The organism is Luteitalea pratensis, assembly GCF_001618865.1.
In the GTDB taxonomy this organism is placed as follows: domain Bacteria; phylum Acidobacteriota; class Vicinamibacteria; order Vicinamibacterales; family Vicinamibacteraceae; genus Luteitalea; species Luteitalea pratensis.
Genome location: NZ_CP015136.1, coordinates 3,831,680 through 3,851,740 on the forward strand (window position 1 = coordinate 3,831,680; position 20,061 = coordinate 3,851,740).

Consider the following 20,061-nt stretch of genomic DNA (forward strand, 5'->3'; position numbering starts at 1 on the left):
TTCACGCCCACTCGAACCCGACCGCGGTCAGCACGGCGCGCGCCAGGATGGCCGCGCCGATGTGGTTCAGGTGCACGCGGTCCCAGTTGATCATCGCCGATGGCAGATCCTTGAGCACGACGTTGAACGCCGCCTGGCTGTCCACGAACACGGCCTTGTGCTTCGTGGCGAGCCGCTTGACGATGACGCCGTACTCGTCCATGCGGGCGCGCATCGGGTCGTCGGTGCGGAGTTCGAGGAAGAAGGGCGTGATCAGGACGAGACCCCCCTTGAGCGTCGGCGCGGTGCCGGCGATCAGCTCGTCGTAGATCCGTTCGTATTCGTCGGGCAACACGGCGCGCTCCGGCTGGGTCACACGGTCGAACTGCCGCCACACGTCGTTGGCCCCGACCATGACCGAAAGCCAGTCCGGCTTCAGATCGGTGACATCGGTCTGCCATCGCTCCTTGAGGTCGCGGACGGTGTGGCCGCTCGTGCCGACGTTGAAGATCCGGATGCGTCGCCCCGGATACCACGCCTGCAGCAGCGCATCCATCGTCTGCACGTAGCCGGTGCCGAGGCCGTTGGTCCCCTCGCCGATGGGCTTGGCTCGACCGGCGTCCGTGATCGAGTCACCAATGGCGACCCACCGCGCGCCCTGCGCCACACGCAGGCCCTTGCCCGCGCCCATCGCCTGCGCACCGCGTGCTGAACCTGCCAGCCCGGCGACCGCCGACGTTGCCATCGCGCCAATCAGTTCGCGTCTGCCAATCATTCGTTTCTCCAGTTCGATGGGTTCACATTTCGAGGGCGTAGCCGTCGGGCTGTGTCCGACGGTCAGCGCCTGCCGGACAAATGATCCGTGGCGCCAGCGCCACCGGTAGCCACGATATGCGGTCCAGGTAGCCTGCAGCCCGCAGGCCGTAGGCCGCGAATATCGTTGGAGTCCGGCAGCTACAACTCGATCCCGCAGTTACGGCTGCGAGGCGATCTCGCAGCGCACACCGATCGGACCATCCGAGTTGAGATCGTCGATGGCGGGTGTGAGCGACGCGTCGACGTTCACTTCGAGCTCGTAGCTCACGTAGATGTCCAGGCGCGCTTGCGCCGCCGTGCCCGTGAGGTCGACGTCGATCCCACCGTTGCTCGTGCGGGCCTTGACGCGCACGGCTTCGCTGGTCAGCTGAACGGAGGCGCTCGATGGCAAAGCGACGCGCGTGGAGTCCTTTGTGGCCGTTCCTCGCCAGTGCGTGACCTCCCACGTCTCGCCCGTCCTGTGAAAGTGCCATGTACGCGGTGGGTCCAGGCCCACGCTTCGGCAGGTCGCGCCGGGAGCAGCCTGTAGCACCGCCGTCATCAGGAGCGCGGTCCACATCGTCACACGGTACCTGAAGGTGTCGGCACCCGGCGCGCGGCCGCCCACAAGGACAGGGCCCACGCCACCTGCGCGAGCAGGTACACGAACAGCAGCTTCGCTCCCGCGAACACGACCTCGACGGAGGACGCCGACAGGATCCGTGGCCGCCAGTAGACATAGCGCCAGGGCACCCACACCAGTAGCATCACACCGGCCAGCGTGACCAGAAGGAGTCGCCACTCCAGTCCGGCCGTCAGCCACTTCAGCGTGAGCACGTCGCGACGTTCGTAGCCCGCAATCCACGCCAGGGCGGTCGCGAACCACGCCGGCACCAGAACCCACTGGACGAGTACGACGATCCAATGGACGGCCGTGTGCACCCAGCCGGTGCGCGTGATGTTGCCGGCGACGATCGCTGCCGCGTCGACCTCGCCCGCGCGCGACATCCACCACGTCTCGAACCAGCCCGCGCCGCCGCACAGCACGCCGAGCACGACCAGGACCACCAGCACCAACGGTAGATGCCGCGCCGCCGCACTGACGCTCGACCACGGCGCGACGCCATGCACGAGCCCGTGCGATGCCGACGTCGACGACAGCAGCAGCAACACGCCCGCGACGACGATCAATAGCGTCGAGACGGCGAGCATCGGCACGTTGGCCTCTGGCGTGTAGAGGAAGCCGAGGAGGGCGGCACCAGCGAGCGCGTCGAAAACACCTAGCCAGAGGGCGGTCCTGAACACGGCGGCGATCATCGGGGCTCCTGTGCGCTCGGCACGTCGAGCGACAACGCGGCGCTCGAGGCGTGCACACCCGGCACATACATCGGCGAGACTTGCGCAGGCATCGCGCGGAACTGGCCCGGCGTCGTCACTCGGAGCAGGTACGCGAACTCGGCCCGGCCAGGCATTTCGTCGAGGAAGAGCGCGACCCGATCGTCGCGATACTCACGGTGCGAACCGTAGGTCCAGCTGGGCGGCTTCGCGAGTTCGAGCAGGTCGGGACGAGTGACGGCCTCGGCGCCTGCGGGGATGGGATCTTCGATCATGAGATAGCGCCAGTCGCTGGACCCGGCGACGACCAGGCGCACGAGGATCAGGTCGCCCGGGCTGGCCGTGCCGATGTAGGGTCGCTCGTCGTAAACCACGCGACCATTTCGTCGCACCGGCGCGAGCGTGAAGTACTTGCGACTGAGCGCCAGCTTGCGTGTGCCCGTGCGTTCGAGGCCCTCGGCCGTGTCGTAGTAGCGCGCACTCGCGGTCCAGTACACCGGCCCGCCCGCCGACGTGATCGTGACCGCGTTGTTGCCGGCCGCGGCGGGCAGGGTGACGACGACGGGGAAGGGGCGCGTCCAGTCCGCGGGCGTGAACGCCACGCTCTGGGACTGCCCGCCACTCGAGACGGTCACCGTCACTGCCGCCGGCCGTTCCTGTCGTCCCTGCATCACGCCGAGGAGTCCGTAGAGCACCATCGCGGTCTGCTTGGTGCTGGCCCAGGACATCCCGTCCGCACGGTTGGCCATCAGCCACCGGAGGGCGGGATCGATGAGCGGATCGTTCGGCCGCACCGCCGCAAGCGCCTGCACGGCGGCAGCGGTCGCATCGGCGGTCGCATCCCCCCAGTCGCCGAGGAGCGGATCGTTCTCGGAGGTCCACCAGGCGAGATCACCCTTTGTCTGTGCGCGCGTCGCCAGGATGCCGGCCAGTTCTCCGGCTCGCGCATCCTTGTTCGTGTGCAGGGCGAGCAGGAGCCACGCCTGGCCGTACGGCGACATGTCCGTGCGCCGGCCCCACAACTCGGTGACAAGCGCCGCGGCATCGAACCCATCCTGCTCGGGTTTCGCGTCGGCTGCGGCGGCCCTGGCCAACACGTAGGCAGCATAGGCCTTGAGTTCGGGCACCATCGCCGGCGTTTCCACCAGTTGCCGCGCCAGCGCGGACGTGCCGTTCTGCAGCGCCGCCGAGGGCACCTCGATCGAGGCCGCCCGCGCCTCCAGCAATCCGTACAACGCATACGCGGTCATGAACGGATGGTCGTCATCGGTGCGCCACCAGCCCCAGCCGCCGTTCTCGTGCTGCAGGCGGAGCAGCCTGGCGAGGCCGGCCCGCGAGACGCGATCGAGCATGCTCATGCGCTCGGTCGGCGCCAGCTTCAGCTGGTCGAGCGTCCGCATCACCAGCAGGTTCGGCACGAAGCTGGAGACCGTCTGTTCGGTGCAGCCGTACGGATAGTTCACCAGTTCATCGAGGGCGCCGAGCAGCGAACCGGCCATCGACGGCATCAGGCTCACCACGACACTGCGTGCGTTCGGGTTCGTGGCCTCGGGAATCGCGAGGTCCACCGTGCGCGACGCGCCCGCTGCAACGGACCCCGAGACGCCGACGTCACGCCGCGCGCCGAACGGATGCACCGGGATGGTCAGCGCCATCGCATCGCTTCCGCCCGCCGCGGTCACCGTTCCGGTGAATGTGGCCGACCCGGGGGCGCTGGCACCGAAGGCCCATTCAGTGCGCGCCTCGCCACCGGTGGGGACGGTCAGGGTCGTTGGTGCGCCGCCGCGGGACTCGAGGCCGGCAGCAGTCATGGCGACGGTGACGGGCAGGGCACCACCCTCCTTGTAGTTGTGCACGATGGCAGGCACCCGTACCTCGTCGCGTTCGGTGAGGAATCGGGGCGCGACGATGCGCAGCAGGAGATCGCGTGTCGTGATCGTGCGTGCGACGGCCATTCCGACCTGTGTTTCGCGGGTGACGGCGCGGGCGGTCAGCCGCCAGGTGGTCAGCGAGTCCGGGTAGTCGACCTTGACCGTGGCCGTGCCATCGAGCCCGGTCACGACGGACGGACTCCAGTAGATGGCGTCAGGGAAGTTCTTGCGCACCTGTGGCCGTTCGGGCGTGTCGCCCTTGAAGTCGGCCAGTGACAGCGGCCGCCGCCGCTGCGCCAGCTTCAGGCGCAGCGTCCCCGAGTAGCCCATGAAGTAGTACTGCCGGGAGTAGTCGGTGGTCACCCGACTGTACTCGGTGCGATAGAAGACGCGCAGTGGATCGGCAGTCGTGTCCTTGCGAACGCCGTAGACCGCCTCGTCGACGACACCCAGCGCGACCTGCGCCTGCACCGGACTGCCGGCCGCGTCCAGCGTCCGCAGTGAATAGACACCAGGTTCGCCGGGACGATAGATGGCCTTGTCGGCTGTGACCTCGATCTTGACGGCGCGACCCGTGGCGGGGACGCGCACCTTCTTCTCCGCGTAGTAGACCTTGTCGTCCTTCAGGTAGAGGAGGTTGACCCAGGTGTCGCCAAGGTCGCCGTCGGTCACCGGCACGTCGAACGTGCCATCCGACGATGGCTGGCGGAGGTCGTACCAGGTCAGCGTACGCGCCTCCTTCGTCAGCAGCACGGGCGTTGCCGGAGCGACGCCGCGGACGGCTACTTTCGCCGTGTCGCCCGGCGCGTAGGTGCTCTTGTCGGTCACGAGTTCGATTACTTCACCGCCGCTCGTGTAGGTCTCCTCGGTCGCGCCTGGTACCCACAAGTAGGCGTTGTCGATCACCGCGCGCGTCCCGGACATCGCACGCGCCTCCAGCAGGTAGCTGCCCGGCGACTCCGGCGCCCTGGTCTGCCACGTGGCCCGTCCGTCGGCGCCTGTGGTCGTGTTGCCCGAGGTCAGCACCTCGCGACGTTGCTGCTGCGTGTTCGAATCCCATTCGGTCCGCACGAGCTGCACGGTCACGGGAATGCCGACAACGCCGCTGCCCCGATAGTCGACGGCGCGCACCCGAAAGTCGATGGGGGTCCCTGGCCTGGCCACCGAAGGCGTTGCCCGTGCCGCGATGAGGTAATCGCCCCACGTCGCCACCGCGAGGCCGCTACCGGTCACCTCCAGATCGCTCGCGTCCTTGATGCGTGCCTCGAACCGGACCTGAAGGTCACTGCTCGTCTCGCTCTCGGGTAGCGGCACCTTGAAGCGGGCCTGGCCCTGCGCGTCGAGCGTGGCGGTCAGCGTGTCCAGTTCGTCGCCGCCGTAGAAATAGCCGTCCTCGTTTTCGTCTTCGCTCTCGCTGTCCACCCACCGTAACGGCGAATAGTACGGGCCGGCCTGGACGACGAGGCGCACCTCCGCGTTGCGCACCGGCTGGCCGAAGTAGTAGCGCGCGTTGACCGTGACGTCGATCGTCTGGCCCTGACGGGCGAGCGCCACGCCTGGCGTGACACTCACCTCGAACTCCGGCTTCCGGTACTCCTGCACGTCGAACGACCCGGTCGCTTTCGCATCGCCAGACGCGACCTCGACGGTGTAGATCCCGAGCGCGGCGCTGGCCGGCAGCGCCACCTCGGTGTCGACGGCGCCGAAGGCGTCGACGTCGCGGCGCACACGATGAATCACGCGTCCGGTACGGTCGCTGATGGCCATCTCCACCGTCTGCTGATCGAAGGGTTCAATCGCCATGCCGGTGCGCCAGCGCAGGATCGCCTTGGCCTTCACCGTGTGGCCCGGCCTGTAGACGGGGCGGTCCGTGAACACATGCGCGACGAGTTCACGGCGTGGGTTGGACTGCAGCCCGTAGGTCGGCGGCGTGCTCGCGACGGCCTGCTCGCCGCAGTGGCCCACCGTGATCAGATCGTCGGCGGTCACATCACCGAGCGGGATCGTGGCGAGGCCGCGTGCGTCGGTGGTCGCCGTGCCGAGTGTGACCTTGTCGGCGATGGCGGCCACGCCGCATCCGGCCACGGGCTGGCCCTTGGTGCGATCGACCGTGTACACCAGCATCGTGCCAGGGGCGACCTTGGTGACCAGTGCCACGTCGGACACCATGAGGATCGTGTAGGCGAGTTGCGTACCGGTCACGGCCTCGACGAGGTAGACACCAGGGCGCTTCACCTCGATCGGGATGCGGCGCACATCGGTGTCAGCCAGCCTGGGCAGGATTTCGCGCCACGAGGCGACGACTTGCCTGTCGTTGAGCAGCGGCACCTGGGCGTAGGCGGTGAGACCGAGCTGCACGCGACGCTGCACGGTGGCCTTGTCGGCACCGGCGCGGCGCTGGGCGCGATACTCGCGACTCACCTGGCGCCGCAGGAATGACTGCAGGTCGGCGCGTCGTCCGGCCTTCCACGAGGCGAGCCGCTCGAGCCACGTCTGCTCGGTCGGCACCGTGTACTCCCCGCTTCCCAACGTGTGCGCATCGTCGAGGCCGGCGAAGAAGGCGACGGGGTCGGCGACGCGGTAGATGCGGAAGTCCAGGGAGCCGAGCCGCTCGAACGTGAGGGTGATGTACGGCGAACTCGTGCTGGTGAAGATCTCACCGCTCGACAGCGAGAAGGCCGGGCGATCGGCAGGCCGAACCGGCGTGGTCTGTTCCTGCGCGCCGGCGATCCCCGCCATGGACATCACCAGGACCAGCAGGAAGGCGGTCACGCCCGGTCGGAGGCGGGGCCTGTGCATGCTCATGCAATCCTCAGTCGGTAGACCCCGAGAAACGCGGGGTTGCCAGGCAACGGGCGCCAGCGTGGCGAGGGATGCTGTCGCAGATCGGCAAGCGATGCCTTTCGCATCTCGCCTGGAGCGCCGGTGGCCGCGTCGGGGCCCGTGTGGTAGACCACCCAGTCGGTCCGCCCCGGCTCGAACGCCGACCTGCCCACGAATACCATCAGGTGCTCGGGAAGGCGCTGGCCTTCCTGCCGGAAGGCGAGCAGATCGCCCGGCCTGGCCGCGGCCACATCACGGCTCACGAGCGCTGCGTTGAGGCGAAGGATCGTGCGCGCGTCGGCAAACTCGGCGTAACGGGCCGGTGTGGTGTCGGAGACGCGAAAGAGCGGCAGGCTGTCGCCGGCGGCGATCGGGCGTGCGTGCAACGCGGGGCGGACGTGCCCGCCCGGGATCGCGATCCGACGCAGCCACTCGGGCGTGTGATCGCGCAGAGCTTCGCGGGTCGCGTGCCGGACGAGCGCGGCGCAATCGGTGACGTCGGGGGTGGCCCGATAGAACTGGGCGTCGGCCAGCAGGGTGAACCACGCCATGAAGGCGGCGCGGTCCTGGGCGTCGAGCGTGAGACGGGGCGTCGCCGCGGGAGCAACGAGGAACAGGGCAGTCAACAGCGCGGCAACACGCATCTGGTCGCGGGTGAGTGTATATCGGGGAATCGCGGGGACGGGATTCGGGAGTCGGGATGCGGAGTCGGGAGTCGTCGGGAGGGTTACCGGCCGAACGCGATAGGGAGGACCTCGAGGTAGGCGCGCGCTTCGTCACGCCGGCCACGCAGCAGGCTGATCACGGTTCGCAGAAGCATCCCGACCACGAGCAGCGGCCGGATCAGCACGCGAGCTGCCAGCGAACCCTGCTTGGCGACGTAGCGAAGCAGGTTCCGGTACCAGATCGTCGAGAACGACCCGAGGCCGAGCGCGCGCATCGCCACGCCACCTTCGTGCACGACCTGCGCGCCAGCGGCGTAGCGGAGTCGCCAGCCCGCGACGCGCATGCGCTGGCAGAAGTCGACGTCCTCGAACCAGGCGGGATGGAACTGCGTGTCGAAGCCACCGACGGAGTCGAACGCGAGCCGCCTCACGAGGAGGCACGCGGCCGAGGGCTGCTCGATATCCTGATCGCAGGTTCGGTCGAGATCGGTCGCGAGATAGCGCCGCGACGCCGGATTGTCCGGCCAGAGGTGGTCCAGCAGCAGCAGGTCGGCCGCCCAGGTGCCGAGGGTGGGGAAGCGACGCAGGCTGTAGCCTGGCTGGGGATGGCCATCTGGCCCGATCAACTGTGCGCCGACGGCGCCGACATCGGCCTCCAGCCCTGCCGCGAGCATCCGATCCACTGCCGCCCGCGTAAGGACGATATCGGGGTTGAGGACCAGCGCCCACGGCGTCGACGACTCGCGTACCCCGGCATTGACGCCGCCCGCGAACCCGAGATTGCGGTCGGCGGCGACCAGCTGAGCCTCCGGCACCCGCACGCGGACGTACTCGCTGGTGCCGTCGGTCGAGGCGTTGTCGACCACGATGACCGGCCAGCCAGTGGCTATGGCCGCGTCGAGCGCACGGGCAAGGTGCCGGCGGGCGTTCCAGGCGACGAAGACGAGCGTGACGGGGGCGACTGGGTCCACGACCGGGCCGCCAGTGTGCCACGATTGCGCGTATGGCTGTTCCGGCCGACTGTAACCAACCCGGGGCGGTTGACGAAGTACCTGATGGGCGTGCCACGAGGACGGTTGGCCGCGGCCCACAACGGGACACGACGATGTTGATTCGAACGACACCAACGATTCCGACGCGTGAAATCACCGACGAACGGCTCTATCTCGATCGTCGCGCCTTCATCCGTGCCTCGGTCGGCGTGGCGGCTGCTGGTGTGGCCGGGGCCTTGCTGCCCTTCGATGAGGCGCGGGCCCAGGGCGGCGCCGCCCTGGCGAACGTGCGCAAGAGTCCGTTGAGCACCACCGGCGAGAAGCTCAACCCGTTGGAGGACATCACCAGCTACAACAACTACTACGAGTTCGGCACCGACAAGAGCGACCCGAGGGCCAACAGCGGCAGGTTCAAGCCGGCGCCGTGGACGGTCAAGATCGACGGCGAGGTCGGCAAGCCCGGCGACTACACGCTCGAGGACCTGCTCCAGCGTTTCCCGCTCGAGGAGCGCATCTACCGCCTTCGCTGCGTCGAGGGGTGGTCGATGGTGATTCCGTGGGTCGGCTTTCCGCTCCGCGACCTGCTGAAGGTCGTCGAGCCCTCGGCCAAGGCGAAATTCGTCGAGTTCACGACCGTGCAGCGGCCCAGCGAGATGCCCGGGTTGCGCTACCCGGTACTCGAGTGGCCGTATCGCGAGGGCCTCCGCCTCGACGAGGCGCAGCATCCGCTGACGATCATGGCGGTGGGCCTGTACGGCAAGACGCTCCTCAACCAGAACGGTGCGCCGCTACGTCTCGTGGTGCCCTGGAAGTATGGGTTCAAGTCGATCAAGTCGATCGTCCGGATCCGCCTGACGACGGGACAGCCGCAGACGTCGTGGAACCTGTCGGCGCCAGAGGAATACGGCTTCTACTCCAACGTCAACCCGCAGGTCGACCATCCCCGCTGGAGCCAGGCGCGCGAACGGCGCCTCGGCGAATTCCTCCGCCGCGAGACCCTGATGTTCAACGGCTACGGGGACCAGGTGGCGGGCCTGTACCGGGGGCTCGACCTCAAGAGGAACTTCTAACGCCTGACGCTTAGCGCCTCACGACCAACGCCGAACGCTGGACGCTTCACGTCACGGTGGTAGGGACGCCTCTCCGAGGCGTCCATGACCGCGGCGCTCTGGGCCGTCGTGACAGGCCGCACCGATGGACCGCTCGGAGAGCGGTCCCTACCTTCAATGACTCCACGTCAGGCCAAACCGATCATCTGGCTGCTGTGCCTCACGCCGCTGGCGTGGCTGGTCTATCGCGTCGTGTCCGGCCGGCTCAGCGCGAATCCGATCGACGACATCACCGACTTCACCGGGCAGTGGTCCCTGCGCCTGCTGCTGGTGAGCCTTTCGGTGACGCCGATTCGCCGCCTCGCGGGATGGAACGGGATCATCCAGTGGCGGCGCCTGCTCGGATTGTTCACGTTCTTCTACGTGTGCCTGCATCTGAGCACGTACGTCGTGCTCGATCAGTTCTTCGACCCGACGTCGATCGTGGCCGACATCGCCAAGCGGCGCTACATCACTGTGGGCTTGACAGGGTTCCTGATCCTGCTGCCGCTCGCCATCACGTCGACCACCGGGTGGATCCGGCGGCTCGGGCGCCGCTGGCAGCGCCTGCACCGCTTCGTGTACCTGGCGGCCGTGTGCGGCGTGATCCACCTGCTCTGGATCGTGAAGGGCGACGACCTCCGAGAGCCGGCCCTGTACGGCAGCATTCTCGCCGTACTGATGGCGATTCGTGCGTATTACTGGACACGATAACGCCTAACGCCTAACGCCTAACGCGGAACAGCCAGCGTCCTGCGTCCTGTTCGGGTAAGTCCTGCAGCCTCCAACGTTCAGCTGCTTCCAGCCTCCAGCTTCCTGCCTCCTTCGCCCTTCGAAGATCGACGGCCCGATGACGAAGCCGAACGCGGGCGGAACTGGTATTTGGGCGAAGCGCCTACGGACAGGCGCCCGTCGTGCCGCAGCGGCGGAAGATGTCGCGCAACTTGTCGTAGGCGATGGTCGCCATCGCGTCGTAGCCTGCCTGGCTCGGATGCAGGCCGTCGGGGCCCATGCTGATACCCGCGTAGCGCTCGCGGAAAACCTGCTGCTCCGCCGCCAGTCCTTCGAGCCGCCTGTTGTAGTCAGTGACCTTGGCCGGGTCGGTCGACTCGGTGCCGAAGATGTCCTTGCCGTACGACTGGAAGAGTTCGAGGACCACCTGCGCGCTCGTCGCCTTGGCGTCGACGACCATGCTCTTCATGCCGGCGGTCACGAAGCCTGGCGCGATGTTGGCGTTCAGGTCGTTGATGCCCTCGAGGAACAGGGCCACGTCGAACGGCGTGAAGTAGTCCGTCGGGTCAGCGCCAGTCGGTGCGAAGCAATTGGGCTGGCCGGCAGTGCACCGAGCCGACCGCGCCACGCCACCCGGGTTCGTGTTGCCGCCTCCGCCCGCAACCGTGACGAACTCTCCGGGCCATCCGGCGTTCGTGATCAGCGCATACGGACCGAACTGGGGATTCTGCGACAGCAGCATCTTCAACTGGCGTGGGTACGGGCGCGACGCCTGGCCCGAGACCTTCATCGAGGTGCCCGGGATATAGCTCGTGACCTGTCCCCAGGTCAGGCTGTCGCCGAAGGTGAGGACAGTGAAGTACCGCGTGAAGTTCGGCGCCCGCAGGAACCGGCTCTGTGACCTCACGGTCACCTCGGTCGGGCCCGCGGAGCCGTAGCCCGTCGTGACGTTGCGCACCGGGACCGTCCATGACAACTCGGTCCGGTCGGGGCTGACCGTCACAGGCACGATCTGTCCGCCGAACCGCACCTCCGGCGCGGGGCCGAAGTTCTGCCCACGAATGGTCACCGAGGTCCCGCCGGTGAGCCGCCCCGATGTCGGCGTCATGCTCGCCACCTGCACGTCGACGGGCGCCTGCGCCGGCGTGCTGAACGTCCCGCTCCATGGCGTGCCGGCATTGGCATGGCCACCGTTGAACTCGTTCCAGTACATCGCCCGCTCGGCGACGAAGGGCTGCCCGCCCACGCTTTCGAGGAACGCCGCGAAGCGTCGGCCCTGGAGCAGATCGAAGTCCGGCGTGAGGCCCGCGGCTGGCCAGATGTTGGCGCGCGTGTTGGCCGGCACCCTCACCATGGTCGTCACCCCGGTGCCGTCTTCGGTCGCGAACGTCGCCCGGACGTCGATGTCCACGGCCGATGGATTCACCACCAGGAAGAAGCTGTCGTAACGCCCGCCGGACCCGTCATCGCCCTGACGTCCCTCTGCGAAAGCCCATTTCGCCACCGGTTGCTCGACGCCGGCAACGACGTGCCCCTCTTTCCACGGAAACGTCGGTGTGGTGGGATCAGCCGCCGACGGCGTGCCCCAGTACACGGATCGCTCGGCCACGATCGGCACGGAGCTGTTCAGGCGCACCGAGAACGCCGTACCGGGCAGCAGGAGCGCGCCGCTCGCGTCGCGTTCCTGATCGGTCCAGATGTTGAAACGGCTTTGCGCCGGAACCATGTAGGTGCGACTCAGCGGCGCACCGCTGTCGCGGAAGAACGTCGCGGTGACCGACGCAGGCTGCGGGTTGTCGTTGCCGATCAGCAGGAACGTCTCGAACGCGATCGTCGCGTTGCCTCCCGTGAACCCCTCCGCGAAGTACCAAGTCGTCCGGCCGCTGGTGACGCCGAGCGCGTCATGGCCACTGCGGAAGTTGTCGAAGTACATCGCCCGTTCGGCGACTACCGGCTGGTCGCTTTCGACAACCGTAGAGAACCCCTGGCCTGCCAGCGCCGGATTCGCACTCGGCCAGAGCGTCGCGCGATTGCCAGGCTCGATCGTCGTCGACTCGGCCACGCTGGCGCCGTCCCCCTTCAGGTAGCGGACCGTGACCGCGGCTCGCGCCGCACTGGGGTTGGCGATCAGGATGAATGTCTCGAAGACGCCAGCCGCGCCCTCCGCGAGGATCCAGCGTTTCGCCGGTGCGGTCACACCGCTCGCGCCCGTTCCACCCGCGTACGGCGTGCCCGTGAGCGGGAAGAACATGGACCGTTCGACGACGATGTCGGCCGGTGTGCTGGTGTCCTTGACGACGGCTGACACCTGTGCGGACGTGGCCCCGTTCAGGGCAGGGAACTCGCGTCGGATGTTGACGGTGAGCCGCCCCGTGGCTGGCAGCGTGAAGACCTTCTCGAGCACGGTGCCCGGCGGCGTGATCAGGGCGTCCGGCGCCGGTAGCAACCTGACTGTCACGCTGAGCGTGCTGGCCGACGGGTTGCCGACCAGGATGTCTTCGTCGAACGTGCCGTTGCTGGCTCCTTCGGCAAGGAACCACGTGCTCGCGCCTTGCGCGAAGGCAGGCGTCACCGCGCTGCCGCAAAGCAGTAGCGTGAGCGCGATCCGGGACAGCATTTCGAGATGACCACCAGGCCTGCGCGAGGAATGCGCCGAGGCCGAACGACCACGATAGATCGAGCGCCGCCCGCGGGGCAAGAGCGAGTGCAGTGGGTGATTCTCGGATACCTCCCTCGGATAGGAAGTACGTGAATCCCCAATCCCGAATCTCGCCGCCTGCGTCCCCTCGCTCTACTTGATGGTGCCCTTGATCACGCCGTAGACGATACCGGCCATCGTCTCGTAGCCATCCTGTGTCGGGTGAACGTCGTCGGTCCCGATCTCGACGCTGGCCCCGAAGTCGACGCGGGTGAACATCTCTTCGAGCGCCATCGTCCGGATCGCGTCCAACATGTCGGAGCGCATCACCTGGATGCGGCCCATCACGACCGTTGCGCCGGAGGCACGGGCCGTCGTGCCCATGGAGCGCAGGGCGGTGATGGCGCCGCTCAATGAGCCGCCGGCATTCAGGTCGTTGAAACCCTCCAGGATGATCACGACGTCGTACTTCCTGGCGGTGACCAGCGGGCCGATGCGATCCGCCCCTCTGGTGGGGTTGCCCGAACAACCCGCAATCGACGCGCATTCCCCTGAGAATCCGGCGTTGTCCACGTCGGCGGTGGCCCCGTACTGCGCGTCCGTGTGCAGCACGCCTTCGAGCGCTTCAGGGTAGGGCGGATTGGCAAACGAGTACGTCTGCGTAAAGCCCGGGCTGACCGGCGTCGGATTGGTCGGCGTCGGGGGAGGCGGTGGAATCGGTATCCGCTCCACCAACTGACCCTCGGTGAAGCTGTCGCCGATGGCGAGCACGCGGAACACCCGCTGGATGGTGCCGGCGACCGTCGTGAACCCGGACGCCGTCACGCGGACGCGACTCGGTCCCACCGAGCCGAACCCGGTCGTGGCAGTACGAACGGGCGTGATTGCCGTGATCGTCGTGCTCGTCGCGGACGTCACCGTCATCGGAATACCGTCCAGCGTGACTTCCGAGTCGATGGAGAAGCCGGTGCCGCTGATCGTGATCGGCTCGCCGCCACTGAGGCGCACCTGGGCCGGCGAGATGCCCGTGATCGTGACCGTTGCCGGCGGATGCGCAGGCGCGGCGATGACACCTGGCCACGGCGTGCCCATGTTGACGTGACCGGCACGAAAATCGCTGAATGCGTACATCGCGCGTTCGGCCACGAAGGTACCGCCGTTGGTGCTCTCGATCGCCACCGCGAACCGACGGTTGGCGAGGGCGCCGAGTGCGGATTCAGCGGTCCAGATGTTCGCACGGCCGCCTGCAGCGATCGTCCGCGTCGTCGTCACGCCGCCGCCGTCCTCGGTGAAGAACGTCGCCTTGACGTTCACCGCTGACGCCGAGGGGTTCGAGAGCAGGAAGAACGTGGAGTACGGCCGTACCGACCCGTCCTCGCCTTCGCGCCCTTCGGCGAACGCCCACCTGGACGCCAGCACGGGTGACCCGGCGGTGGCATGGCCTTCCCGCCACGGGAGCGTCGGTGTCGTCGGGTCTGCGGCCGACGGCGTGCCCCAATACATCGACCGTTCGGCAACGATCGGCTGTGTGGCGCGGACGGTCATCCCGAACGACGCGGCCTTGAGGCGCGCATCGAAGCTGCGTCCTTCCTGGTCGACCCACACAGTCAGGCGCTGATTGGGCGCCAGCGCGTAGTCGCGCGTCACCGTCTGGCCCGAATCGAGCTGGTAGGTCACGGATGCGGTCGTGGCGGCGCCATTGGTGTTGGCGAGCAGCAGAAAGGTTTCGAATGCCGTCTGCGCGTTGCCGCCCGTGTAGCCCTCGGCGAAGTACCATTCGTAGCTGGCCTCGGGCACGCCGACGGCATCGTGTCCGCTGCGCTGAAAGCCGCTCCCGGTTGGCGAGGGGTCGAAGTACATCGCTCGCTCGGCGACGATCAATTTGCCGGGCTCGGTGCTCTCGACGACCGTAGAGAACTCAGCGGATCCGAGTTGCGCCGGGTACTCGACCTGCGGCCAGAAAGTCGTCCGGCTGTTGGCGGGCAGCGTCCGCTCGAACGTGACGATGTCTCCCGTGCTCTTGAGGTACTGGATGCGCACACTCACCGTGGTGGCGTTCGGATTGGCCACGAGGATGAACGTGCTGAACATGCCGCTCGCGCCCTCGGCGAGGATCCATCGCTGAGCCGTCGCTGTAACACCGCTGGCGTTGTGACCTCCCGCACGTGTCCCATCCGGGAAGTACATCGACCGTTCCACCACGATGTTCTCGGGCGTGGACGTACCGGCCCTGACGGCCGAGACTGTTGCCGAGGCGGCGCCGTTCAACCCGGGAAACGCCTGGGCCACCCGCACCGTCAGGCGACCGGTCGCCTGCAGCGGGAAGGCCCTGCTCAGCGTCGTACCTGGAGCCAGCTGCGCACTCGGGTCTGGCAGGAGCGTGACCGTCACTGTCAGGTCGTATGCGCCCGGGTTGCCGACCAGGATCTCCTCCTCGAGAACGGCGTTGCTCGCGCCCTCGGCAAGGAACCAGCGCGACGTATCCTGGGCCCACACCAAGGCGGGCGTGAACAGCAGGCAGGAGAGGACACAGAACAGCCGTAACACGTGTGTGGATCGCAAAGACATGACTTACCTGATGCGTTCGTACAGCACGACGTCGTCGCTGGCGGCGGCGATGCGCCAGCGGCCCGACGCCGCAATCAACTCGCGAGCCTCGCGTCGCTGGCTCCCGTACTCGGGCAGGTGAAGTACCACGTAGGACACCCCCGCACGGTCGAGTTCCGCGAAACTGGCGGCCCTGAACGGAAAGTACCAGAGGATGTCGGCCCGTTTGCGGTACGACTCCGGGGTGAAGCCGCTGTACCCGTTCAGCAGGGGCTTCCAGTGCCGCGTCGAGTCCAACATGTAGTTGGCGTTGCGCGGCACGTCGATCGGCCGCCACCAGAACGGCATCTCGGCGACCACTCCGGGCGGGAGGGCGGCGAGCGTGTCGTAGATCGGTGAGGGCTCGGGCGCACGGACGTACGGCACTGGCCCTCGGAACGCCTCGACGTTGACCGCCGCGACCGCAAGTACCGACGTGACGATCGCCATTCGCGGCCAGCGGCGGGTCAGGGCGGCGGTGCCGAATGCCGCCAGCAACGCCAGCCCGCTCAGCCACAGCACCCCGAAGCGTGAGGCGGCGCGTACACTGCTGGCAAACGGCACGGCCCGATAGAAGACGTCGTACACGGGCGTGGCCGGACCGAACGACAGCACCACGCCGACGATGGCGAGAGCGACTGCGACGCGCACTCGCGGGTCCCGCAAGCCAGCCTCTAAAGATACCACACCGGCGAGCGCCAGGAGCGTCGCGACGATGCCCGGGAACAACGAGTCCTTCGGCTCGGCGCGCTGGTAGACGTCACGTGCCCAGCGCTCGTGGACCCGCGCAGGCGTGGCCGCGTAGGCGGCGCCGTTGGCCGACATCGCGGCGACCAGGTCGAGTGACCGGCTGAATCCCTGTGCCTGACGCATCTCTCGATAGGCCCGCAACACCGGCAGCACCAGGACCGCAATCAGCACGGCACCTGCCAGGCTGGCGGTAATCAGTGGCCGCAGCGGCGGCTCCCTCAGTTCCGGCCACCGCGCAGCCACCACCGTGAGGCCGCAGACGATGCCGAAGATCGCGAGATACCCCGATGTGAGCGCGAGCAGGGCGGTCGCTGCGCCGACGAGCAGGCCATCCCACAGGCGACGCCTGTCAGGCCGGCACAGGCCGTCGAGCCCGAGCAACAGCAGTGGCAGCCCGTAGGCGTGGATCGCCTGGATGTGGCCCATGCTGACGAGCGAGTGCGCATTGAAGGCAAAGAGGCTGCCGGCCACGAGGGACGCGCCGTAGTCGCCCGTCCATCGCCACGCGAGCCACTGCATCGCCCACGCCGAGAGCGCGTAACCGGCGAGCAGCAGCAGGTTGTACGTGAGGACCGGTCCGGCGCCGGCCGCGCGGATCGGCACGGCGAGCGCGCCTGGCACGATCACCGGATCCGAGAAGGCGATGGTGTGCCGCTCGGGGTGGAAGATGTTGCCGTCGAGCACGTGTCGCGGATCGGTCACCAGTGCGTGCGCCACCCAGGCGATCGCCCATGCATTGAGGACCGTGTCCTTGTTGTCGTTGCGACTGAGGGTCGCCGGCGCGGTTGCCAGGGGCCACGTGTGGGCGACGGCCAGGGCCACGAACAAGATCAGGGCAGCAAGCGGGCGTACGATCGCGCCGCGGAGAGAGTCGATCACCGGCGAGTATGGTAGGGCCCATTCTCCGAACGGGCCAATTCTTGGCGCCACGGGCCGCAGGGAGAGGGCCGGGCTCGGAGAGCCGGCCCTACCTTCTGCTGCTCCTTGCGCTGCGCGGTCTACGGGTTGCGCGGGCAACCTTTACCCGGCTTGTCGTTGCGGGCATCACAAGGCTGCAGCGGGAACTCGCGCGTGAGCTTTGTAAAAAGGTCGCTGGCCATCCTGTCGTAGCCTGCCTGTGTGGGTCGCCCGCCGACGGTCGGCACCTGGAAGAAGGACTGACGGTAAATCTCCACACCGAGCGATGTGTCGGTCGTGACGCCCCAGATGGCATCCCCGAGCGCCTTGACGCTGTCGGCACTGAGGGTGCCGATGTTGGTCTCTTCGTACTTGGTCATGAAGATGACAATCTTGCGATCGCGGGCGCTGGCGACCATGTTGCGCAGGGCGCCGGCGACGCTGTTGGGCAGGACGCCGGCCTCGACGTCGTTGACACCCTCGGCGAAGATCACGGCATCGAACGCATCGGAGGCGTTGGCGGCGGCGACCTGATCCGCGAGCGCCGGGAATCGCGACTGGCCCGACTGCGCCGTGCACCCGGTGTTGGTCGCCGAGGCGCATTCGAAGTTCGAGCCGCCGTTGGTCACGGTGACGTACTGGCCAAACTGCAGCACCTTCGATCCCGTCGCGGCGCCGGTGCTGGAGTTCAGCAAGTCCTTCTCGAACGCCTTGAGCGATGCCTCGAGTCTGGCCGGGAACGGCGTCGCAGCGACGCCCGGCGACCCATTGATCAGCCCCGTGACGTATTCGTCACCGAACGCGAGCACGTTCAGCTTGAACGTGAAGCCATTGGCGAGCGACGTGTTCGTGTTGTCGGGATTCACCACTCGCACGGTGGTCGGTCCGGCGGTCTGGTAGCCGTTGTAGAAATCGCGTGTCGGGGTCTTGGCCGTGATGGTCGTGCCGTCCTGTGACACCACGACGGCGGTCGCTTGATCCACATCGCCAAGCTTGGTATTGGCGTTGCGGTCCGCGGTCCACGTCGAATTGTCGAACAACACCTTGGCGCCCTGCTGGAAACCGGCACCCGTGATGGTGATCGTCTGCCCACCGGCCAGCCGCCCGCTCGAGGGCGACACGCTCGTGACGGCAAATGCTGGCGCGACCGGCGGAGCGGCAATGGCACCGGTCCAGCGCGTGCCGCCGTTCACGTGACCGGCGAGGAACCCGGCGCCCGAGTAGACGGCACGTTCGGCCACGAAGCCCGTGTTGGCAACCGCGGCACAGGCGGGATCGCTGCTGTTGATCGATTCGAGGAACGTCGCGAAGCGCTGGCCCGCGAGTTCGGGGAACTCGGCCGTCCAGATGTTGCTGCGCGAATTGGGCGCCACGCACAGCGTCCGGACGATGCCCTTGCCGTCCTCGCGAACGAACGTGGCCTGGACGAGCACGGGGATGTTCTGCGGATTGGCGAGCAGGAAGAAGGTGTCGAACGTGGTCGCCGCGGCGCCGAACCTGCCCTGCTGGCCCTCGGCGAAGGCCCACTTCGCCTCACCGGCAATGGTGCCGGCCGTGGCGTGTCCCTCTCTCCATGGGAACGTCGGCATCGTCGGGTCGCCGGCCGACGGCGTGCCCCAGTACATCGCGCGCTCCGCGACGATCGGGCTGGCCGCGGTCACGCGAATGCCGAACGCAGCTGCCGTGAGACGGCTGTCGAAGGTGCGGCCTTCCTGGTCGACCCAGACGGTGAAACGCTGCCGGGCGAGCAGGGGATAGGTGCGCGTCACGACCTGACCGTTGTCGAGCAGATAATCGACGGTTGCGACCGTGTCCGTCGTGCCGGTGTTGGCCAGCAGCAGGTAGGTCTCGAACGCGGTCTCCGCATTGCCGCCGGTGAAGCCTTCGGCAAACAGCCACGTCGTGCTCGGACCCGTCACGCCGAGCGCGTCGTGGCCGCTGTGGAAGGCGTCGAAATACATCGCGCGTTCGGCGATCACCAGGTTGCCCGCCGTCAGCGACTCGATGACGGTGGAGAAGTCGGCCGACGCGAGCGGCACGTGCTCGCCACGCGGATACAACGTCACGCGCGAGTTGGCTGGCGCGACCTGCTCGGTCACGAACGACTCGCCCGTCCCGGTCAGGTACGTCGCGCGGACCGTCGTCGGCGTCGGGTTCGGGTTGGCGACGAGCACGAAGGTCTCGAACACGCCGCCGGAACCCTCGGCGAGCGTCCAGCGGTCCGAGAGGCCGTTCTGCGTCACGCCGCTGGCGTTATGCGAGCCGGACTGCGTCGCGCCCGGGAAGTACATCGTCCGCTCGACCACCACATCGGCCGGCGTCGCGTTGTCGCTCGCGAGCACCGCCGTCACGCTGGCCGAGGCGCTGCCATTCAGGTTGAAGTCGCTGCCGAGACGCACGGTCAGCCGCGCACTGGGGCCGAGATCGAACGTCTTGGTCAGGGTCGGCGCAATCGCGTCCGACTGGGGCAGCAGCGTGACCGTGACCTTCAGTGCCTGCGCGCTGGGGTTGCCGACGAGGATCTCCTGCGCGAAGGTGGCGTTGTTGGCGCCCTCGGCGAGGTACCAGGTGGACGCCCCTTGTGCGCCGGCGTGCGGCACGGCGGCGAAGAATGCGAGAGCCGCCAGGGCCGCTCCACGAAACCAGGACATACAAAAACCTCCCGCGCCGGGCCAACCCGGTCATCGGGAGCGCGGCGAGCCTGCCGATTATAGGAGATACCTCCAGAAAAGCCGGCAAAAAATGGCTTTACCTCGACCTTAATCCCGGCCGTGGCGACGCCCTCGTCAGGCACAACGCGCACCGACACATCTGTACGTGCGTCGACGAAACCGCGGGGGCGCGTTCAACCGACGCTGTCGGTCGGTTGGCACGCCTGCGCGACATTTCTCCGCTGCTGGTTGGCGTCGA

At 67.6% G+C, this 20,061-nt stretch carries 12 protein-coding genes; 2 read left to right on the forward strand and 10 right to left on the reverse strand.

The annotated features are described in order from the left end of the window. Position 1 precedes the first annotated feature (1 nt). The 6 genes from LuPra_RS15685 to LuPra_RS15710 all read right to left on the reverse strand — a co-directional run bounded on the left by LuPra_RS15685 (position 2) and on the right by LuPra_RS15710 (position 8,439). On the reverse strand, positions 2–754 hold the full coding sequence (locus tag LuPra_RS15685; RefSeq protein ID WP_237050609.1) for an SGNH/GDSL hydrolase family protein: 753 nt from the start codon (positions 752–754) through the stop codon (positions 2–4). Between the two features lie 198 nt (positions 755–952). Continuing rightward, complete coding sequence (locus tag LuPra_RS15690) at positions 953–1,354, reverse strand: hypothetical protein (protein WP_157899251.1); 402 nt, start codon at positions 1,352–1,354, stop codon at positions 953–955. A 2-nt stretch (positions 1,355–1,356) separates the two neighbouring features. Further along, positions 1,357–2,091 (reverse strand): hypothetical protein, encoded by a 735-nt coding sequence (locus LuPra_RS15695; protein WP_110171617.1) that lies wholly within the window; start codon positions 2,089–2,091, stop codon positions 1,357–1,359. Further along, entirely contained in the window at positions 2,088–6,779 is a 4,692-nt protein-coding gene (locus LuPra_RS15700; protein ID WP_157899252.1) for an alpha-2-macroglobulin family protein, read from the reverse strand. The genes LuPra_RS15695 and LuPra_RS15700 overlap by 4 nt, the downstream gene beginning before the upstream one ends. Positions 6,780–6,781: 2 nt before the next feature. Then, positions 6,782–7,447, reverse strand: coding sequence for a DUF1175 family protein (locus LuPra_RS15705; RefSeq protein WP_110171619.1), 666 nt, complete (start codon positions 7,445–7,447; stop codon positions 6,782–6,784). Between the two features lie 83 nt (positions 7,448–7,530). Further along, positions 7,531–8,439: a glycosyltransferase family 2 protein gene (locus LuPra_RS15710; RefSeq protein WP_157899253.1), complete on the reverse strand. Its 909-nt coding sequence runs from the start codon at positions 8,437–8,439 to the stop codon at positions 7,531–7,533. A gap of 134 nt (positions 8,440–8,573) precedes the next feature. Between LuPra_RS15710 and msrP the strand changes: the two genes are divergently transcribed. Further along, positions 8,574–9,530 (forward strand): protein-methionine-sulfoxide reductase catalytic subunit MsrP, encoded by a 957-nt coding sequence (gene msrP / locus LuPra_RS15715; protein WP_110171620.1) that lies wholly within the window; start codon positions 8,574–8,576, stop codon positions 9,528–9,530. A 156-nt stretch (positions 9,531–9,686) separates the two neighbouring features. Beyond that, a complete protein-coding gene (locus tag LuPra_RS15720; protein WP_110171621.1) occupies positions 9,687–10,262 on the forward strand; it encodes a protein-methionine-sulfoxide reductase heme-binding subunit MsrQ in 576 nt (191 codons plus the stop codon). Between the two features lie 181 nt (positions 10,263–10,443). On the opposite strand, the gene LuPra_RS15725 is transcribed toward LuPra_RS15720, so the two are convergent. The 4 genes from LuPra_RS15725 to LuPra_RS15740 all read right to left on the reverse strand — a co-directional run bounded on the left by LuPra_RS15725 (position 10,444) and on the right by LuPra_RS15740 (position 19,802). Next, entirely contained in the window at positions 10,444–12,897 is a 2,454-nt protein-coding gene (locus tag LuPra_RS15725) for a GDSL-type esterase/lipase family protein (protein WP_110171622.1), read from the reverse strand. A 174-nt stretch (positions 12,898–13,071) separates the two neighbouring features. Further along, positions 13,072–15,486, reverse strand: coding sequence for a GDSL-type esterase/lipase family protein (locus LuPra_RS15730; RefSeq protein WP_110171623.1), 2,415 nt, complete (start codon positions 15,484–15,486; stop codon positions 13,072–13,074). 3 nt (positions 15,487–15,489) lie between these two features. Continuing rightward, entirely contained in the window at positions 15,490–17,133 is a 1,644-nt protein-coding gene (locus tag LuPra_RS15735) for a hypothetical protein (protein ID WP_110171624.1), read from the reverse strand. Between the two features lie 119 nt (positions 17,134–17,252). Continuing rightward, the gene (locus tag LuPra_RS15740) at positions 17,253–19,802 is read right to left on the reverse strand and encodes an IPT/TIG domain-containing protein (protein ID WP_110171625.1); all 2,550 of its coding nucleotides are present in this window, start codon (positions 19,800–19,802) and stop codon (positions 17,253–17,255) included. Positions 19,803–20,061: the final 259 nt, after the last annotated feature.